Origin of the sequence: Aeromicrobium fastidiosum, from assembly GCF_017876595.1 — a bacterium.
Lineage (GTDB): Bacteria > Actinomycetota > Actinomycetes > Propionibacteriales > Nocardioidaceae > Aeromicrobium > Aeromicrobium fastidiosum.
In genome coordinates this window covers 3,852,897-3,871,233 of record NZ_JAGIOG010000001.1, presented here as the reverse complement: position 1 = coordinate 3,871,233, position 18,337 = coordinate 3,852,897, and the positions used below count along the sequence as shown (strand labels likewise).

18 protein-coding genes and 2 tRNA genes are annotated in these 18,337 nt (G+C 71.5%); 15 read left to right on the top strand and 5 right to left on the bottom strand.

From position 1 onward, the window contains the following. Positions 1–14 precede the first annotated feature (14 nt). The 5 genes from JOF40_RS19255 to JOF40_RS20310 are packed head-to-tail and all read left to right on the top strand — an operon-like array spanning position 15 to position 5,001. Positions 15–905, top strand: coding sequence for an alpha/beta hydrolase (locus tag JOF40_RS19255; RefSeq protein ID WP_129182852.1), 891 nt, complete (start codon positions 15–17; stop codon positions 903–905). A gap of 16 nt (positions 906–921) precedes the next feature. Continuing rightward, complete coding sequence (locus JOF40_RS20315) at positions 922–2,514, top strand: CDP-glycerol glycerophosphotransferase family protein (protein ID WP_129182850.1); 1,593 nt, start codon at positions 922–924, stop codon at positions 2,512–2,514. 25 nt (positions 2,515–2,539) lie between these two features. After that, a complete protein-coding gene (locus JOF40_RS19245; RefSeq protein WP_129182848.1) occupies positions 2,540–2,998 on the top strand; it encodes a ribose-5-phosphate isomerase in 459 nt (152 codons plus the stop codon). Then, positions 2,991–3,797, top strand: a complete 807-nt coding sequence (locus tag JOF40_RS19240) for an Fpg/Nei family DNA glycosylase (protein WP_129182846.1) — start codon at positions 2,991–2,993, stop codon at positions 3,795–3,797. Before JOF40_RS19245 ends, JOF40_RS19240 begins: the two co-directional genes overlap by 8 nt. Positions 3,798–3,807: 10 nt before the next feature. Continuing rightward, positions 3,808–5,001 (top strand): PP2C family protein-serine/threonine phosphatase, encoded by a 1,194-nt coding sequence (locus tag JOF40_RS20310; protein ID WP_129182844.1) that lies wholly within the window; start codon positions 3,808–3,810, stop codon positions 4,999–5,001. 25 nt (positions 5,002–5,026) lie between these two features. On the opposite strand, the gene JOF40_RS19230 is transcribed toward JOF40_RS20310, so the two are convergent. From JOF40_RS19230 to JOF40_RS19220, 3 genes are all read right to left on the bottom strand, one after another. Then, positions 5,027–6,025 (bottom strand): hypothetical protein, encoded by a 999-nt coding sequence (locus JOF40_RS19230; RefSeq protein ID WP_129182842.1) that lies wholly within the window; start codon positions 6,023–6,025, stop codon positions 5,027–5,029. A 236-nt stretch (positions 6,026–6,261) separates the two neighbouring features. Next, a tRNA-Gly gene (locus JOF40_RS19225) sits at positions 6,262–6,335 on the bottom strand. A 209-nt stretch (positions 6,336–6,544) separates the two neighbouring features. Next, positions 6,545–7,084, bottom strand: a complete 540-nt coding sequence (locus JOF40_RS19220) for a nucleoside/nucleotide kinase family protein (RefSeq protein ID WP_129182840.1) — start codon at positions 7,082–7,084, stop codon at positions 6,545–6,547. Between the two features lie 31 nt (positions 7,085–7,115). Between JOF40_RS19220 and JOF40_RS19215 the strand changes: the two genes are divergently transcribed. The 3 genes from JOF40_RS19215 to JOF40_RS19205 all read left to right on the top strand — a co-directional run bounded on the left by JOF40_RS19215 (position 7,116) and on the right by JOF40_RS19205 (position 9,830). Further along, positions 7,116–7,189, top strand: a tRNA-Pro gene (locus tag JOF40_RS19215). Positions 7,190–7,368: 179 nt separating this feature from the next. Continuing rightward, complete coding sequence (locus JOF40_RS19210) at positions 7,369–8,043, top strand: methyltransferase domain-containing protein (protein ID WP_188111762.1); 675 nt, start codon at positions 7,369–7,371, stop codon at positions 8,041–8,043. Between the two features lie 164 nt (positions 8,044–8,207). Beyond that, entirely contained in the window at positions 8,208–9,830 is a 1,623-nt protein-coding gene (locus JOF40_RS19205; protein WP_129183404.1) for an alkaline phosphatase D family protein, read from the top strand. 37 nt (positions 9,831–9,867) lie between these two features. On the opposite strand, the gene JOF40_RS19200 is transcribed toward JOF40_RS19205, so the two are convergent. After that, on the bottom strand, positions 9,868–10,431 hold the full coding sequence (locus JOF40_RS19200; RefSeq protein WP_129182836.1) for a hypothetical protein: 564 nt from the start codon (positions 10,429–10,431) through the stop codon (positions 9,868–9,870). Between the two features lie 134 nt (positions 10,432–10,565). On the opposite strand from JOF40_RS19200, the gene JOF40_RS19195 reads away from it, so the two are divergent. The 6 genes from JOF40_RS19195 to JOF40_RS19170 all read left to right on the top strand — a co-directional run bounded on the left by JOF40_RS19195 (position 10,566) and on the right by JOF40_RS19170 (position 16,495). Further along, entirely contained in the window at positions 10,566–11,240 is a 675-nt protein-coding gene (locus JOF40_RS19195) for a response regulator transcription factor (RefSeq protein ID WP_129182834.1), read from the top strand. After that, positions 11,237–12,712, top strand: coding sequence for a HAMP domain-containing sensor histidine kinase (locus tag JOF40_RS19190; protein WP_129182832.1), 1,476 nt, complete (start codon positions 11,237–11,239; stop codon positions 12,710–12,712). The genes JOF40_RS19195 and JOF40_RS19190 overlap by 4 nt, the downstream gene beginning before the upstream one ends. Before the next feature lie 85 nt (positions 12,713–12,797). Further along, positions 12,798–14,174 (top strand): trigger factor, encoded by a 1,377-nt coding sequence (tig, locus tag JOF40_RS19185; RefSeq protein WP_129182830.1) that lies wholly within the window; start codon positions 12,798–12,800, stop codon positions 14,172–14,174. 78 nt (positions 14,175–14,252) lie between these two features. Continuing rightward, a complete protein-coding gene (locus JOF40_RS19180; RefSeq protein WP_129182828.1) occupies positions 14,253–15,509 on the top strand; it encodes an esterase/lipase family protein in 1,257 nt (418 codons plus the stop codon). Positions 15,510–15,560: 51 nt separating this feature from the next. Next, complete coding sequence (locus JOF40_RS19175) at positions 15,561–16,022, top strand: SRPBCC family protein (protein ID WP_129182826.1); 462 nt, start codon at positions 15,561–15,563, stop codon at positions 16,020–16,022. Then, on the top strand, positions 16,022–16,495 hold the full coding sequence (locus tag JOF40_RS19170; RefSeq protein WP_129182824.1) for an SRPBCC family protein: 474 nt from the start codon (positions 16,022–16,024) through the stop codon (positions 16,493–16,495). The genes JOF40_RS19175 and JOF40_RS19170 overlap by 1 nt, the downstream gene beginning before the upstream one ends. 46 nt (positions 16,496–16,541) lie before the next feature. On the opposite strand, the gene JOF40_RS19165 is transcribed toward JOF40_RS19170, so the two are convergent. Beyond that, positions 16,542–17,279, bottom strand: a complete 738-nt coding sequence (locus JOF40_RS19165; RefSeq protein WP_129182822.1) for a GntR family transcriptional regulator — start codon at positions 17,277–17,279, stop codon at positions 16,542–16,544. 139 nt (positions 17,280–17,418) lie between these two features. On the opposite strand from JOF40_RS19165, the gene JOF40_RS19160 reads away from it, so the two are divergent. Further along, complete coding sequence (locus JOF40_RS19160) at positions 17,419–18,327, top strand: TIM barrel protein (RefSeq protein ID WP_246152824.1); 909 nt, start codon at positions 17,419–17,421, stop codon at positions 18,325–18,327. Positions 18,328–18,337: the final 10 nt, after the last annotated feature.

The window sequence follows — 18,337 nt, the reverse complement described above, 5'->3', positions numbered from 1 at the left end:
TTAGGCTGGATCGCATGACGCTGCACCCCCAGTCGCGCGCCCTGCTCGAGGCGATGGGCGACGACACCGCGCCGATGACGCCCGAACGAGTCGCGAGCATCCGGTCCGCTGCCAGGGAAGCCGCCCTGGCAGCGGACCGCATCGGCCTCGACCACGTGATCGACGTCGACGCGGACGGCGTGCCCTGCCGGCTCTACCGGCCGCGCGCGGGTGCCCCGGTCGCGCTGTACGTGCACGGCGGCGGCTGGGTGCTGCACGACCTCGAGACGCACGACCCGTTCTGCCGATATCTCGCGCACGCAACCGGGTGGGCGCTGCTGGCCGTCGACTACCGGCGCGCGCCGGAGCACCCGTTCCCTGCACCGCTCGACGACGTGCAGACGGCGGCCTCCTGGCTGCGGCAGCACGACCGCGAGCATCGGGTCGACGCTTCGTTCCTGCCTGCGATCGGCGACTCGGCAGGGGCCAACCTGATCGCCGGCCTGTGCGTGCGCGACCCGCGGGCGGTCGACTTCCAGGCACTGCTCTACCCGCCGGTCGACCGTCGTGCCGCGCTGCCCCGCGCGCTGTCGAACGCGGCGCTCGGCGATGCGGGCATGCACTGGTTCTGGGAGGCATACGCTCCCGGAGATCTCGGCGACCATCCCGAGGTGTCACCCGCGCTGGCGACCAACCTCGCGTCGCACCCTGCCGCGTACGTCGTCACCAACGAGCACGACGTGCTCCGCGATCAGGCCGAGGCGTACGCGGCGCAGCTCGCCGAGGCGGGCGTCGACGTCCTCGCGCACCGGGCGCTCGGCATGGTGCACTCGTTCTGGCGACAGCCCGAGGGGTTCGACGCGTCCCGCTCGACCGTGACGATCGTCGGCGCGCTGCTCGACGCGCACCGGTCGCGGCGGCGCTGACTGGCATACTGTCGGCGTGCCAGACGACTCCTACTTCGAGCGCCAACGGCAGGACTTCATCCACCGGCACCGCATCAGCCTGCGGTTCCGGCGAGGAGCCGACGTCCTCGTGTGGGGCGTCGCCACGGCGCTGCTGCTGGTCGCGATCGCGGTCCACGCGATCGTCGACGGCCTGCCGTCGTGGTTCGACGTCGTCGCGGTGCTCGTCGCGACGGTGCTGACGGTCGTCGCGCTGAGGCGTCCCGCACCGGCCCCGCACGCGCACGGCCTCCCGGGCGTGCCCGGCGACGCCCACGGCCCCTGCCCGGCGGACCACCCCGACCTGGGCCCCTGGGTCATCGGCAGCCGGGTCGCCGGCCCCCTCACGCTGGTCGCCGTCGCGGCGGCGGCTCCCTCCGGGGTCGTGGCCGTCCCGCTCGTGGCCGTCGTGCTGCTGGCCGGACGCGTCGCGGTCTACCTGGTCGCGGTGCGCCGACGCACCAGGGCGATCGCCCGCGCGCTGGCCGCTCATCAACCTCGGTTCGCGATCGCGTACGCGGGCTACGGCGGTGGTCCGACGCACCTGACGATGTGGGAGGACCCACTGCTGAGCGCCGGCTTCCCGGGCGTCGTGTTCAACTACCGCGAGCAGTACTGCGAGTACCTGCGCGAGAACACCGACCTGACCTCGCCGTTCGTGCAGCTCAGCACCGACGCCATCCGCGACCTGAAGACCCTGATCGTCCCGACGCTCAAGTGGTTCTTCTACCTGCACAACGCCAAGTCGAACTACCGGTACATGGCGATGAAGCAGGTCACGCACGTGTGGCTGGGGCACGGCGACTCCGACAAGCCGGCCAGCGTCTTCGGGCGGCACGCCGACTACGACCTCCTCGTGGTCTCCGGCACGGCGGCGATCGACCGCTACGAGACGAGCGGCGTGCACATCCCGCGCGAGAAGTTCGTCGTGCTCGGGCGTCCGCAGGTGCAGGGCATCGAGGCGGCCACGCGGAGCATCGCCGACGTCGAGCGTCCCGTCGTGCTCTACGCGCCGACGTGGCAGGGCAAGCGCATGCGGGTCAACTTCTCGTCGCTGCGGGTCGGGGCCGAGATCGTCGAGGCGCTGATCGAGGCCGGTGCCGACGTCATCTTCCGGCCGCACCCGCTGTCGAAGCGGCACCCGCGTCTGGAGCACTTCGTGCGGCGCACCGAGTTCGTGCTGGCCCATGACACAGCCAGGACCGACACGCCGGGCCACCACCACATCGGCGACCTGCCCAATCAGACCTGGTCGCTCAACGAGTGCATGAACCGGGCCGATGCGCTGGTCTCCGACGTCTCGAGCGTGGTCTCCGACTGGCTGCAGTCGGGCAAGCCCTACGCGATGGTCAGCACCAAGTGGTCCGCCGACGAGTTCCGCGAGCGCTTCCCGGTGGCCCGCGGAGCGTACGTCCTGACGCGCGACCTGGCGGATGCCGACGAGGTCATCGCCGACATGCTCGGGCCCGACTCGATGAAGCAGCGCCGCGACGAGCTGCGCGTCCGCGTGCTCGGCGGCTTCGTCGGGCACGAGTCGGCCGAGGCGTTCGCGGCCTACTTCCACGAGCGGTTCGCCGGGGTGACGAGCTGACGGTGGGGGCTGGGACACTGGTCCCATGCGCATCCACATCGCCGCCGACCACGCCGGCTTCGAGCTCAAGACCCACCTGATCGCCTGGCTGTCCGAGAACGGCCACGAGCCCGTCGACCACGGCGCCCACGCCTACGACGCCGAGGACGACTACCCGCCCTTCTGCGTCGACGCCGCGGCTGCTGCCGTCGCCGACCCCGAGTCGCTGGCCGTCGTGATCGGCGGGTCCGGCAACGGCGAGCAGATCGCCGCCAACAAGGTCAAGGGGGCCCGGGCGGCGCTCGCGTGGAGCACCGAGACCGCCTCCCTGGCGCGTCAGCACAACAACGCCCAGATCGTGTCGATCGGGGCGCGCATGCACACCGCCGACGAGGCCGTCGCGATCCTCGAGGCCTTCATCACGACGCCCTGGAGCGAGGCGGCACGGCACCAGCGCCGCATCGACATGCTGCTGTCCTACGAGGAGACCGGCCGGTTTGCCTGAGGGCCACACGCTCCACCGCCTCGCCCGCACGCTCAACCGCACCTTCCGTGGGCAGGTCGTGGGCTCGTCGAGCCCGCAGGGACGTTTCACGGCCGGCGCGGCCCTCGTCGACGGCACGACGTTCGGCCGCGCCGAGGCGTGGGGCAAGCACCTGCTCGTCCCCGTCGAGTCGTCCGAGGCGACCGTGCACGTCCACCTCGGGCTCTACGGATCGTTCGCGGTCACGCGGGCCGACGACGTCCCGGTGACGGGTCAGGTGCGTTGGCGGCTGACCCGTCACGGTGCCACGGCCGACCTGCGCGGACCCACGGCGTGCGAGGTGCTCGCCCCGCCCGCCGTCGACGCCCTGCTCGCGCGGCTCGGCCCCGACCCGCTGCGCAAGGACGCCGACCCCGGCCGTGCCTGGCGACGCATCCACGCCTCGCGGGCGCCGGTCGCGACGCTGCTGATGGACCAGGCGGTCATCGCCGGCATCGGCAACGTCTACCGCGCCGAGCTGCTGTTCCGGCACGGCGTCGACCCCGCCACGCCGGGGCGCGAGCTCGACGAGGCTGTCTGGAACGCGATGTGGGACGACATCGTCGAGCTCATGAAGATCGGGGTCAGCAAGGGCCGCATCCTGACCGTCCGTCCCGATGACTCGCAGGGGCCCGCAGGACGTCGAGGACGTCGCCGCACCGAGTCGTACGTCTATCGCCGCACCGACCTGCCGTGCCTCGTCTGCGGCACCCCGGTCGCCGCGACGGTGCTGGGCGGCAGAAACCTCTTTTGGTGTCCCACGTGCCAGCAACGCCGATAGGCTCGGACAGGTGACGTCCCCCCTGCGCCGAGCCCTGCCGACCGTGGCGGGATACCTCGACCAGCGCATCGTCCGGTGGCGTACCGGCACGAGCGAGGGGCAGGTCGCGGTGCTCGTGGCGCTGCTGGCGATGTCGACGTTGATCCTCGTCGGATCGCTCCTGACCTACTCGACGTTCCCGGCGCCCACGTTCGTCATCCCGCTGCTGCTGGGCACGATGCTGCTGCGCTACCGCCCGCTGCTGACGCTCGTGCTGTTCATCGTGGTGTGCGTCGCCGTGACCGTCACGAAGGAGTACGTGCGGGCGGTCGACGCGGGACTCGCCGGGTTCACCCCCGGAAGGGTCAGCACCCTCGTGACGATGGCGGTCGCCGCGACGCTCGTGCTGTTCGAGTCGAGCCGGCACCGCAGCGGCCTGCCCGGTCCGCTGGGCGAGGCGATGTTGGTCGACCTCCGCGACCGGCTGCAGGCGCAGGGTGTCGTCCCGACGCTGCCCGAGGGATGGGCGTCGCAGTCGGCGATGGTCTCGTCAGGGGGCACCAAGTTCGCCGGCGACTTCTTGGTGGCGCGGTTGTCCGACGACGAGACGAAGCTCGAGATGGTGCTGGTCGACGTGTGCGGCAAGGGCGTCGCCGCCGGCACCCAGTCGCTGCACTTCGCGGGCGCGCTGGGCGGCCTGATCGGCGCGCTCCCTCCGCTGGGCCTGTTCGCCGCCGGCAACGACTTCCTGCTGCGCCAGAACTGGGACGACGGGTTCGCCACGGCCGTGCACGTCCTGATCGACCTGCCGACCGGCGACTACTCGATCATCAACGCGGGGCACCCGCCGGCGCTGCGCTGGGACGACGCGCAGCGGGAGTGGGTCATCGACGGCGCGCGCGGCACGGCGCTGGGCATCACCCAGCGTCCCGACTTCCACCAGACCGTCGGGCGGCTCGGCGTCGGCGACGCCCTGATGTTCTACACCGACGGCGTCGTCGAGACCCGCACGCAGGACTTCACGAGCGGCATCGAGTGGCTGCGCACGACGGCCGGCGCGATCGTGTCGAGCGGCTTCGACCAGGCGTCCCGCAAGATCATCAAGCAGGTCGCGTCGGGCGACGACGACCGGGCGGTGCTGATCCTCAACCGCACGGCGGTGCCGAGCGAGGTCGCGTCGACCGACGAGGTCTCACCGGCCCGCGACCGGGCCGACCGCCTGTGACCTGAGGCCGAGCAGCCGGGCGACCTCACCAGCTGCCTCGTGCGGCCACGAGCCCGCTCTGCTCGGCGATCTGGCGGATGTCGCGCAGCACGCGGCGTCGTCCGGTCAGCGAGTTCTCGGCCAGCAGGTCGTCGAAGCGCAGGGGGATCGTGGTCATCGCGGTGCGACGCCATCGGGCGACCAACGGCACCGCCATGACCGGGACGATCTGCTCGAACCGGCTGATCAGGGCGGGATCGGGCCCGTCCGCCCGGGCGAGGTCGGTCAGGCCCAGCCCCGTCCGCACCTCGGCCACGGCCGTCTCGGCGACGCTGGGCAGGACGTGCTCACGGCGCGACTCGACCACGACGAAGCCGAGGTCGCGGCCCATCGCGACGAGCTGCGGGTGCGCGCGGCGGCAGACGATCATCGGCACCATCGGCACCGCTCGTTCGGTGACCTGGATGCGCGTCGACGTCAGCAGCAGCCGGTAGAGCCCGCGGGAGTGCGGCATCAGCCACTCGCGGGTGTTGCGCACCGCGATCGGCATGAGGATCGGCTGGTCCGGTGCTGCAGGCGGCACGTAGACGACGACGTCACTCGGTGGGGTCGCCCCCACGCGGTAGCCCGACCGGGCGGCGACCTGCAGCGAGGCGTGGACGACGTGGTCGGCGGCGACCGTCGCCGGGGCGCCGGGCCCGTCGGTCCACGTCAGGTAGCGGGCGAACAGGTCGCGCTTGTGCTCGGCGACGGCCTGCGCCCTCTCGCGGTCGGCCGGCTCGGCCAGGATCAGCACCGGCACCTCGCGGCCCGGCAGCGACGACCTCGACCGCAGTCGGCGCAGCTGACCTGACGCCTCGAGGTCGTCGATCGCGAGGCGGACGTCGGCCGGGTCGAGGCGCGCGGCCACCCCGGGGGTCGCGTGCTCGCACAGCCGGGCCTCGACCTCCGGTGCCACGGCCGCGTGCTCGGCGGCCACGACCGTCAGGACGGCGTGGCGGGCCCGCACGACCGGATCCATCCTGGCCGGGTCCACCGCTGACATGGGCACAGTCTGGCGGAGGCGAGGCTCACGGTGCCGCCGCGAATGTTCTCGAATGACGAAAGGCCCCTCGGTGAGGGGCCTTTCAGGGGAGCGGACGACGATCCCTGTCGGGGCGCCTGCGGCGCGGGGCAGGGGCCCATGAGCCTCGTCGTCCGCTCGTCGCTGCGGTGGACGTTCGTTTGGGTGGACGTTCGTTTGAATGACGAAAGGCCCCTCGGTGAGGGGCCTTTCAGGGGAGCGGACGACGAGACTCGAACTCGCAACATTCTGCTTGGAAGGCAGAGACTCTAGCCAATTGAGTTACGTCCGCAGGTGCCGCCGAAGCAGCGCGTCCATGATGCCACATCGCCGTCGCGGGCCGTGCCACCGGTCGTGCCGGCTCCGGACCGCCGACCACCGATCTCTCGACGTTCGGGCTGCTGGGACGACCGAAACGTCGAGAGTTCCGGACGACCAACCACCGATCTCTCGACGTTCGGGTTGTTGGGGCGACCGCAATGTCGAAAGATCGGTCTCCCGTCAGGTCGTCACCTGCAGGTCGGCGTGGTGACGGGTGCCCTCGGCGGCGAAGTGCACGGCCTCCTGGGCGGCCCAGACGTCCCAGAACGGCGCGTAGGTGCCGCCGTCACGCGCCAGCGCCCGGGCCTTGCGGACGGCAGGATCGGCATCCACCCAGACCAGCAGGCTCACGAAGGGGCGGACGACCGTCGCGCCGCTGCCGACGCCGTCGAGGAGCAGCAGGCCGCCGGGCCGCACACTCAGCAGGGGTCCGGGTCGGTCGTTCACCCAGTCCCAGCGTGGGGCGGTGCCGATCGCGTCGACCGCGACCGACGCGAGGACCCCGGCGACGATCGGCGGCGTGGCGGCAAGACCGTGCCACCCGGGGTAGAGGTCCTCGAGGTGGAGCACCTGCCCGCCGGTGGCCTCCGCAAGCCCTGCCACGAAGCTCGTCTTGCCGGCACCGCTCGGGCCGTCGACCGCCACGACCGTCGTCGATCCGCACGCGGGCTGCCGGGCGGCGATCTGCTCGACGACGGGTTCGTACCGGTGGAAGGACACGGCCCCAGTGTCCACTAGACTGACGCGGCTACGGGATGTAGCGCAGCTTGGTAGCGCGCGCCGTTTGGGGCGGTGAGGTCGCAGGTTCGAATCCTGTCATCCCGACACATGTGACGTCCGAGATCTCTGCACCGTCCCGGCCCACCGAGGTCATGGGCACGGACGACCAGTATCGTTTCAGGATGCATTGTCTCGTCTGTCCCGGTGACATGGAGCATTTCGCCCGCGGCGAGGTGCTGGGTGACCAACCTGTCGAATATCAGCGATGCACACGGTGCGGTCTCGTGGCAGCAGAGAACCCGACCTGGCTGGACCGCAGCTACTCGGACGCCATCGCGGCCACCGACGTCGGCCTGCTCGGCCGGTGCCTCGACCTCGGGAACGTGGCCTCGTCGGTCATCCGGTCCGAGCGCCTGCGAGACGGAGCCTTCCTCGACTGGGCTGGCGGCTACGGGACCCTGACGCGGCTCATGCGGGACCGGGGGCTCGACTTCCGGCACCACGACCCGATGGCGACCAACATCTTCGCCCGGGGATTCGAGGGCAGCCTCGAAGGCACGCACTACGATCTCGTCACCGCGATCGAGGTGCTCGAGCACCTGACCGATCCGCGCACGGAGCTGCAGCCCGTCGCCGACAGCACCGATCTGCTGCTCGCCACGACGCAACTGATGCCCGAGCCGACGCCCCGCCCCGGCGAGTGGGAGTACTACGCCACGGAGACCGGCCAGCACATCACGTTCTACACGGAGAAGTCGATCCAGGAGCTGGCCACGTCGCTCGGGTTCACGTCCGTGGTCTCCGGATCTCTGGTGCACCTGTTCCACCGCGGTCAGGTGAGCTCCCGCACCGCCGCCCTGGTCAGGACGCCCAAGCTGGCGTACATGGCAGGACTCGGCACCGGTCTGGTCGATCGTCGCCGCTCCTTGACGCTGAGCGACGCCAAGAACAGCAGCTGACACCGGGGCGTCACCGACCTCCAGGAACGGCCCGCACGTACGCAACGTACGTCGAGTCGACGCTCGACGTTCACCCCGTACCGCCGGTACGGACGCGCTGAACTGCGTCACTGAGGTACGTGAGCAGAGCATCGGCTGACGACCTCGGTCGCCGGAAGTTCCTGATGAGTGGTGTCGGCGTCGCCGCGGGGCTGGGCGTCCTCGGTCCGGCAGCGTTCTCGACGTCCGCGTCGTCCGCCCCGCCGCCGGTGTTCGCGCACGGCGTCGCCTCTGGAGACCCGCTGCCCGACGCCGTCGTGCTGTGGACCCGCGTGACGCCGACGCCCGAGTGCCTGCCCGGAGCGGGCCGCGGACCCGAGGTCGACGTGACGTGGGAGGTCGCGACCGACGACGACTTCTCCGACGTCGTCCGTCGCGGAGTCGTCCGCACCGGACCCGCCGCCGACCACACGGTCAAGGTCGACGCGACGGGGCTGGAGCCCGGCACCGACTACCGCTACCGCTTCGTGCTGGGGGAGCACACGTCGCGCAGCGGGCGCACCCGCACAGCGCCGTCGCCCGGCAGCTCGCCGTCGCAGCTGCGGTTCGGCGTCGTGTCGTGCGCCAACTGGCAGGCCGGCTGGTTCACGTCCTACCGGCTGCTGGCCGAGCGCGGTGACCTCGACGCCGTGATCCACCTCGGCGACTACCTGTACGAGTACCAGCCCGGCAAGTACTCCTACGGGCACGAGCAGATCGACATCCGGCTGCACGACCCGCAGCGCGAGATCGTCAGTCTGCGCGACTACCGACGCCGGCACGCGCAGTACAAGACCGATCCCGACCTGCAGGAGCTGCACGCCGCCGTTCCGTTCATCGTCACGTGGGACGACCACGAGGTCGCCGACGGCAACTGGAAGGGCGGCGCGTTCGAGCACCAGCCCGACACCGAAGGCCCGTGGAAGAAGAGGGTGCGGGCCGCGCACCGGGCGTACGACGAATGGATGCCGGTGCGGATCTCGGGCACCGCGGTGGCCGGCGACGGCGAGAAGATCTACCGCCGCCTGCAGTTCGGACAGCTCGCCGACCTCTCGATGCTCGACCTGCGCAGCTATCGCAGCGAGCGCGTGCAGCCGGGTGACCCCGCGGTCGACGACGTGCAGCGCACGATCGCCGGCGGATCCCAGCTGGCCTGGCTCTGCGACAACCTCAGCACCTCGCCGTGCCGGTGGAAGCTCGTCGGCAACCCCGTGATGGTCGCGCCGGTTCTGATGCCGCCGCGTCCGCAGCGTGAGCAGGACGCCCTCAGCCAGCACGTCGCGACCACGAGCCGGCGCACGTCCGAGCCCAACACCGACACGTGGAACGGCTACACGTCCGACCGCGACCGGCTGCTGCGACGCCTCGAGGACGACGGCATCGCCGGCGCGGTGTTCCTCACCGGCGACGTGCACACGGCGTGGGCCACGGAGGTCCCGTCGCCGTCGACGGGCCGCCCGATCGCCGTCGAGCTGGTGTGCAACTCGCTGACCAGCAACAACGTCGACGACTTCATGGGCACCCGTCCGCGCACGACGTCGCTGACGCTGGAGGCCGCGATCCAGCAGGAGAACCCGCACGTCAAGTGGGTCAACCTCGACGACCACGGCTACGCGGTGCTGAGCGTGACGCCGGAGCGGCTGCAGATGGACTGGCACGCGATCAGCGACCGTCGCGATCCCGACGCGACGTCGCGTGTGCTGTCGTCGTGGACCGTGGCCGCGGGCGTCGCCCGCGTCGTGCCGGTGCGCGACCCGGTGCCGGCCTGACCGACGGGGTCGTGGGAGGCCACGACCCCGTCCGCGGCTACTTCGCCGGCGCGGGAGCGGGCGTCGTGACGGGCGCGGGACGGACACCGTGCTTGCCCGCCTTGCCAGCCTCGGGCGGTGCGGGACGGGTGGCACCGTCCTCGGGAGCCGCCGGCACGGGCCGGGGACCGTCTCCCTCAGGTGCCGCCGGAAGCGCGGGACGGGTCGCGCCGTCCTTCGCCTCGGGCGGCGCGGGCAGCGCAGGCGGCTGCTCGCCATCCTTCGGCGGGGCCGGCATCGGCGCAGCACCCTCGGTGCGGGGGCCGTCCGCGTCATCGCAGCCGGTCGAGCTCTTGCCGCTGCCGCTGCCGCTGTCGCTGTCGCCGCTCGCAGGCTCCGGCGTCGCGCTGCCGGCAGCCGAGCCGCCCTCGGCCGAGGAGCGAGTCGACGCCGGGGCGGGTGCGTCGGACGAGGCCACGGCCGCGCCGATCCCGAGGGCCGTGACGCCCAGCACTGCTGCGGCACCGACCAGCGCGAGGTTGCGGCGGCGGGTGGGCTGCTTCGGGGCGGGCGATGCGGCAGGGGTGGGCTCGAGGGGTGCTGTGTCGTCGAACTCGTTCATGGTGTCCTCTCGTCGGCACCGCGGTGGTGCCTCGGACTCCACGATGTGGAGCCAGGCTGAAGCCCACCTGAAGCACGACCCGTGACAGGTCATCTTCAGCGACGCTTCAGCCCGACCTGCGCACAATGGATGACATGACCAACCCCGCACGCGTCCTCGTGGTCGAGGACGACGACACGATCCGCACCGCCCTCGTCGCGGCGGTGGAGTCGCGCGGTTGGGTGGCGCTTGGTGCCGTCGACGGCGGAGAGCTCGAGCAGCAGCTCGACACCTTCCGTCCCGACCTCGTGATCCTCGACTGGATGCTGCCGGGTCGCTCGGGCATCGAGCTCGCGCGGGTGGTCTCCGCCGCCGGCGACGCCGGCATGATCCTGCTGACGGCCCGCGACGGCGTCGACGACAAGCTGCGCGGCTTCGACGTCGGGGTGGACGACTACCTGGCCAAGCCGTTCGTGATGGCCGAGCTGGTCGCCCGCATGACGGCGATCCTGCGCCGCCGTGGTCGCGCGCCCGGGGTTCTCGAGATCGGCGACCTGCTGGTCGACCTCGACGCCGGGGCGGTCGTGCGGGCGCGGGAGAGCATCGTGCTGACCGGCACCGAGCTGCGCCTCCTGGCGTTCCTGGCGGGGGAGCGCGGACGGACGCTGTCGAAGACGCAGATCCTCACCCAGGTGTGGGGCTACGACAGCTACGACCCCAACCTGGTCGAAGTGCACGTCAGCTCCCTGCGTCGCAAGCTCGAGGAGCGCGGCGGGACGCGGCTCATCCAGACCGTGCGCGGCATCGGCTACGTGCTGAGGGCCGCATGAGGTGGCGTCGCAGGCCCGAGGGCGTGCGCACGCGATCGCTGCTGGTCCGCACGGTCGTGTCGGTGCTGGTCGTGCTCACGGGCCTGCTGCTCGTGCTGGGCGTCAGCGTCGACACGGCCCTCGGCTCGCGGCTGCGGGGCGAGATCGAGCAGCGTCTGCAGGACCGGGTCGAGACGGCGCAGGCCCTCAGCGGATCGGTGAGCGACGACGTCCTGGTCAAACGGCTGTCGGGGCAGGGCGTCTCGGCGTACCTGCGGTCGGCCGACGGCACGGTGAGTGTGTCCGGGCCCTCGCCGGAGGAGCTCTCGGCGTCGGCGGCCGCGCCGTCCGACGGGGCCGTGACCGAGGCGCGCCCCGATCCGGGAGGGAGGCGACCCGCGCCGCGACCGCCCGTACCGACCGCCGCCAGCGGCAGGATCACCGAGCTCGGGTCGGTGCTGACGCTCGACGCCGAGCTGACCGACGGCTCGATCGTGCGGGTCTCCGCCGACTCCAGCCAGGTCGAGGCGACGCTGGCGCAGCTCCGCACGGTGCTCGTCGTGGCCTCGCTCGTCACGTTGCTGCTGGCCGCCGCGGTGCTGATGGTCGTGGTGCGACGCTCGCTGTCGCCGCTGGCCGACATGACGCAGGTCGCCCGCTCGATCACGTCCGGTGACCGGGGACGACGGCTGCGCCCCGACCGGCCCCGCACCGACATCGGTCGAACGGCCACGGCCTTCGACGCGATGCTCGACGAGGTCGAGGGTGCCGAGCGGTCGGCGATGCAGTCCGAGCAGCGGCTGCGCGACTTCCTGTCCGACGCCGCCCACGAGCTCCGCACCCCGGTCGCCGGCATGCAGGCCGCTGCCGAGAGCCTGCTGCGCAACCAGACCACCCGGGCCAGCCGGGAGGAGCTCGCGGTGCAGGTCATCCGGGAGGCGCGGCATGCGGCCCGGCTCGTCGACGACATGCTGCTGATGTCGCGGGTCGACCAGGGGCTCGACCTCGTCCGCCGGCCCCTCGACCTCGCCGAGGCCGCGCGCACGGCCGCCGACCGGCCGCTGACCCGCGAGGGTGCCACGGTGCACGTCACGGCCCCCGAGACGTGGGTGCTGGCCGACGCCGATCGCATCGCCCAGGTGCTGGGCAACCTGCTGGCCAACGCGTGCCGGGTCGCCGACACGGTGCACATCGACGTCCGGGCAGATGGCGACCGCGTCGTCCTCGAGGTCACCGACGACGGGCCAGGAGTCCCCGCCGCGGACCGTGAGCGCATCTTCGAGCGGATGGTGCGGCTCGACGAGGGACGCGACCGCCACGCCGGCGGGGTCGGGCTGGGACTGCCGGTCGCCCGCGGCATCGCCGAGGCCCACGGCGGGACGCTCACGTGCGAGCCCGCGGCCGTCGGTGCGTGCTTCCGGCTCGTCCTCCCGGCGCTGCCTCCGACTCACGTCGCACCAGCAGGTGCATTCGGCGTCAATTCGCTCGCATGAGAGACTGGAGGGACGCTTTGACGGCCGACCACGGCCGCAGCGGGTCAAGCCGACCCCCCACCGAGATCATGCAGGAGTCACCCACGTGAAAAGCACCACCGAGACACTGAGCCCGACACGGGTCAAGCTCACCATCGAGGTGCCGTTCGAGGAGTTCAAGCCCAGTCTTGACGCCGCCTACAAGACCATCGGCTCGCAGATCACGATCCCCGGCTTCCGCAAGGGCAAGGTCCCCGCGGCGATCGTCGACCAGCGCGTCGGCCGCGGCCCGGTCCTCGACGAGGCCATCAACGCCGCCCTCCCCGGCTGGTACAGCCAGGCCCTGCAGGACACCAACCTGCAGCCGCTGAGCCAGCCCGAGATCGACCTGTCGAAGTTCGAGGACGGCGAGCCGATCGAGATCACCGCCGAGCTCGACGTCCGCCCCGAGCTGACGCTGCCCGACATCTCCACGATCGAGGTCACGGTCGAGGACGCCGAGGTGTCCGACGACGACGTCACCGAGCAGCTGACGGCCCTGCAGGAGCGCTTCGCGACGTTCGCCGAGGTCGACCGCGCCGTCGCCGAGGGCGACTTCCTGACGATCGACCTGTCCGCCGCGCAGAACGGTGAGGAGATCCCCGAGGCCCAGGCCAAGGGCATGCCCTACACGGTCGGCAAGGCCACGATGCTCGAGGGCCTCGACGAGGCCGTCATCGGCCTGTCGGCCGGCGAGACCAAGACCTTCACGACCCAGCTGGTCGGCGGCGAGCTCGCAGGCCAGGACGTCGACGTGACCGTCACGGTCGGCGACGTCAAGGAGCAGCAGCTGCCCGAGCTCGACGAGGAGTTCGCCCAGACCGCGTCGGAGTTCGACACGATCGACGAGCTCAAGGCCGACCTGACCGAGCGGGTCACCCGCGGCAAGCGCATGGAGCAGGCCAACGAGGCCCGCGACCTCGTCCTCGACGAGATCGTCAGCAAGATCGACGCGCCGCTGCCCGAGACCCTCGTCGCCGAGGAGATCACGAGCCGCCGTCAGCAGATCGAGCAGCAGCTCGCGATGGCCGGCGTGCCGTTCCAGCAGTACCTCGACGACGAGGAGCAGACCGTCGACGAGTTCGAGGCCGAGCTCGAGAAGCGCGTCCGCGACTCGCTGGTCGCCCAGTTCGTCCTCGACCAGATCGTGGCCGACCAGGAGTTCGGCATCGACGACAACGAGCTGTCGCAGCACATCATGCGCCGCGCGCAGCAGTCGGGCGAGGACCCGAACTCGTACATCCAGCACATCATGGAGCACAACCACGTGCCCGAGATGGTGAGCGAGGTGCTGCGCGGCAAGGCGCTCGCATCGCTGGTCGAGGGTGCCAAGGTCACCGACAAGTCCGGCAACGTCATCGAGCTGTCCAAGCTGCGGGCCGACGGCACCTTCGGGTCCGACGACGACGCTGACGACGCCGAGGGCGACGACACCGACAGCTGACCGTCGTCCGGCCGGGGTGACAGACGCCTCCCCTCGGGGAGGTTCACATCCCGGCCGGATACCGGCAGTATGTAGAACATGTCCGCCGAGCCCGCCCGCACCACCGACGTCGCGGCGCTGGCGCTCGACTACGGCGACCGGCTCATCGTCGGCACGGCCCGTGAGATGCACCAGGCCGTGGCGAACCGGGTCTTCCGCGCCACGCGCATGGTCGGCGGCCGGGTGCCGGAGTCGCTGCACGACGCCGTCGTCACCTCGGTCTACGGCGCGATCTCCGGCGTCCTGAGGGTCTCGAGCGGCTCCGTGCGCGCGATGGCCACGCGGGGTGTCGGACGTCCGATCGAGTCGGGCCCCCGCGGACGTCTCGTCGTCGCCGCGATCAACGGCCTGATCGGCGACGAGCTGCGGATGCTCGACGACCCCCAGGCCATCACGATGGCGGTGCGCCACGAGGGTGCCGACGTCCCCGCGACGGGCTGGCCCCTGGCCGAGGTCTTCCGCGACGCGACCAGCCACCCCGTGATCTTCCTGCACGGCCTGTGCGAGAACGACGAGTCGTGGGCCAACGGTGCCAGGACGGTCGGCACGACCTATGCCGAGCGCATCGCCGCCGAGACCGACGGCACGCCCGTCATGGTCCGCTACAACACGGGCCTGCACATCTCCGAGAACGGCAAGCACCTCGACGCCCTGATCCAGCAGGTCGTCGAGCACTGGCCCGTCGCGGTCAGCCGCATCACGCTGGTCGGTCACTCCATGGGCGGCCTCGTGGCGAGGGCCGCGACCAACCACGCGACGGCCGCCGGCGAGACGTGGCAGCACCTCGTGCGCGACGTCATCTGCCTCGGCACGCCGCACGCGGGCGCCAACCTCGAGAAGGTCGCGCACCTCGGCTCCCGGCTGCTGCGGTTCTGGCCGGAGTCGACGCCGTTCGGCACGATCCTCGACTCCCGGTCGGCCGGCATCGTCGACCTGCGGCACGGCTACATCACGCGCGACGAGTGGGAGGGGCAGGACCTCACGGGGCAGTGGGGCCTCGACCGCATCGCCGCCGCGCCGCTCCCGCACGCGGAGTACCACTTCGTCGCGGCGACCCTCGGGGCGTCGCAGAAGCATCCGCTGAGCTCGGTGCTCGGCGACCTGCTGGTGCACTTCTCGTCGGCGACCGGTGTCGGTCGCAACGGACCCATCGTCGACGGGGCCCGGTTCGAGTACCTCCCGAGCGCCCACCACTTCGCGCTGCTCAACCACCCGCAGGTCGGCGACTGGATCGTCGAGTGGATCAACGCGCGCACCCGCGACCCGCTCGCCATCCCCGCTCCTCGCCGCGCCTGACACCACCTCGTCCCGTCGGTAGGCTCAGGCCACCCGAGAGCCAGGAGCACCATGTCGAACCAGCCCCTCATCCAGGACAGCATCGAGATCGACGCGCCGCCGGCCCGGGTGTGGGACCTCGTGTCCGACCTGCGTCGCATGGGGGAGTGGAGCCCGCAGTGCGTCCGCATGGCCGTGCTGGGCCGTGAGGTCGGCGTGGGCACCCGCACGGTCAACCTCAACCGATCGGGCTGGAAGCGCTGGCCCACGACGGCCCGGGTCGTGGTGTTCGAGCCCGAGCAGACGTTGGCGTTCCGCGTCCCGCTCAACCGGTCGGTCTGGACGTACGAGCTCGAGCCGACGGCCACCGGAACCCTGCTGACCGAGAGCCGCCGCACGCCGAACGGCACCTCGAAGGTCTCGGACCTCGCCGTCGCGGTGGGGCTCGGCGGTGTCGACCCCTTCGAGGCCTCGCTGGCCGAGGGCATCCGCCAGACGCTGCAGCGCGTCAAGGCGGCGGCGGAGCGCGCCTGATGGCCGGTCAGCCGCCGCTCGAGGCCTCGATCGAGATCGCCGTGCCGCCTGCGGGTGTGTGGGCCGTGCTGTCCGACCTGCGGTCGATGAGCCGCCGCAGCCCTGAGCTCGTGGGCACGTGGATGTTCGGGGCGCCGCGGGTGGGCCGGTGGGCGCTGCACCTCAACCGGCGCAGGGCCGTCGTGTGGCCCACGTTGAGCCGGCTGACCCGCTGGAAGGACCCTGCGCACGACGGTGGCCGCGGGGCGCTGGCGTTCTACGTCTGGCCGACCGACGTGGAGTGGTCGTACGAGCTCGAGCCGTCCGGCACTGGGACGCTGGTGACCGAGCGCCGCACGGCCCTGCCACGTCCTTCCCTGCTGATCCGAGTCGTGGCGAAGTACGCCATGGGCGGTGCCGACAGCCACGACGTCGAGCTGCTCGACGGCATGCACCGCACCCTCGCGGCCCTCGCCGCCGACACCCAACGCTGACGCGTGGGTTGCGCCCTGCTGAGGTGTGGGTTGCGGAACCCGCGCGTCAGCGGTCGACGAGGGTGAGCTCGAAGGCGTAGAGATCGGGGCGGTAGGCGTGGCGGCCGTACTCGACGGCGCGGCCGGCGTTGTCGTAGGCCGTGCGCTGCATCGTCAGCAGGGGAGCGCCCTTGCGCTCGCCCAGCAGCCGAGCCTCGTCGACGGCCGCCCCACGGGCCCCGATGCGCTGGCGGGCGACCCGCATCACGATGCCGGACGAGCGCAGGTGCGCGTACAGCCCCGTCTCGGACAGGTCGATCGCCTCGAGGTCGACGACGTCGATCGGGATGTAGTTGTGCATGTGGGCCAACGGCTGTCGGTCGACGAAGCGCAGCCGCTCGAGCGACCACACATCGGCACCCTTGCTGAGCTGCAGCTCGCGGGCGACGTCCTCGTCGGCGGCGACCTTGCCCACCGCGATGACCTCGGTGCGCGGCTTCTGGCCCGCGGCGCTGAGGTCGTCGAACAGGCTCGTCAGCTCGACCGAGCGCCGGATCTTGCCGTGCACGACCTGCGTGCCGACCCCCCGCTTGCGCACCAGCATGCCCTTGTCGACCAGCACCTGGATGGCCTGACGCATCGTGGGCCGTGACAGCCCGAGCTTCTGCGCCAGTGCGACCTCGTTGTCGATGCGCTCGCCCGGCGCGATGGACCCGTCCAGGATGGCCCGCTCGAACTGCTCGGCCACCTGGAAGTACAGGGGCACGGGACTCGAGCGGTCGAGGGTGAAGGCGGGGCCTGGCATGGCGACAATGTAGCCGGTTCGGGCGCTATGTCCATATGTCATGACAAAGGCTTGACACCCGGCTGTGTCGTGAGACACACTCGGCTGACCGACTTTGTCACGACAAACACTCCAGCTCACACAGAAACATGAGGACCCCGTGTCGACGACCCTTGAGCCCCAGGGCCAGACCCCCCTCCGCATCGCCGGCGCCCCCATCTCGTGGGGCGTGTGCGAGGTCCCCGGCTGGGGCTACCAGATGCCGGCCGACCGCGTCCTGACCGAGATGCAGTCGCTCGGCCTCGGCGCCACGGAGTTCGGCCCGGACGGATTCCTGCCCACCGACCCGGCCGAGAAGGCCGCCTTCCTCGAGGGCTACGGCCTCCAGGCCGTCGGCGGCTTCCTGCCCGTCGTGCTGCACGACCCCGCGCACGACCCGATGGTCGACGTCGACCCGTTCATCGACGCGTGCCTCGCGTCCGGCGCCGGTGTCGTCGTGCTCGCCGCGTCCACGGGCCTCGACGGCTACGACGCCCGCCCCGTGCTCGACGAGCTGCAGTGGAAGACGCTGCTCGCCAACCTCGACCGCATCGCCGATCACGCCGCGTCGCGTGGCGTCGTCGCCGCGATCCACCCGCACATCGGGACGCTCGTCGAGAACGCCGACGACACCCAGCGCGTCCTCGACGGCTCGCACGTCGGCCTGTGCATCGACACGGGTCACCTCGCCGCCGCGGGTGCCGACCCGGTCGCGATCACGCTCGCCAACCTCGACCGCGTCAAGCACGTGCACCTCAAGGACGTCGACGCCGCCGCTGCTGCCCGGGTCGTCTCCGGCGAGGTCGCCTTCGCCGACGCCGTGGCCGCCGGGATGTGGCAGGTGCTGGGCCAGGGCGACGTCGACATCCGCGCCATGATCGACGCTCTGCGCAGCCACGGCTACGACGGCTGGTACGTCCTGGAGCAGGACGTCATGTTCAAGCACGGCGCGCCCGAGGGCATCGGACCCGTCGCCGACGTACGCTCGTGCCTCGACTTCGTGAAGGATGCCCTGGAGGCCACGGCGTGACTCACCACGA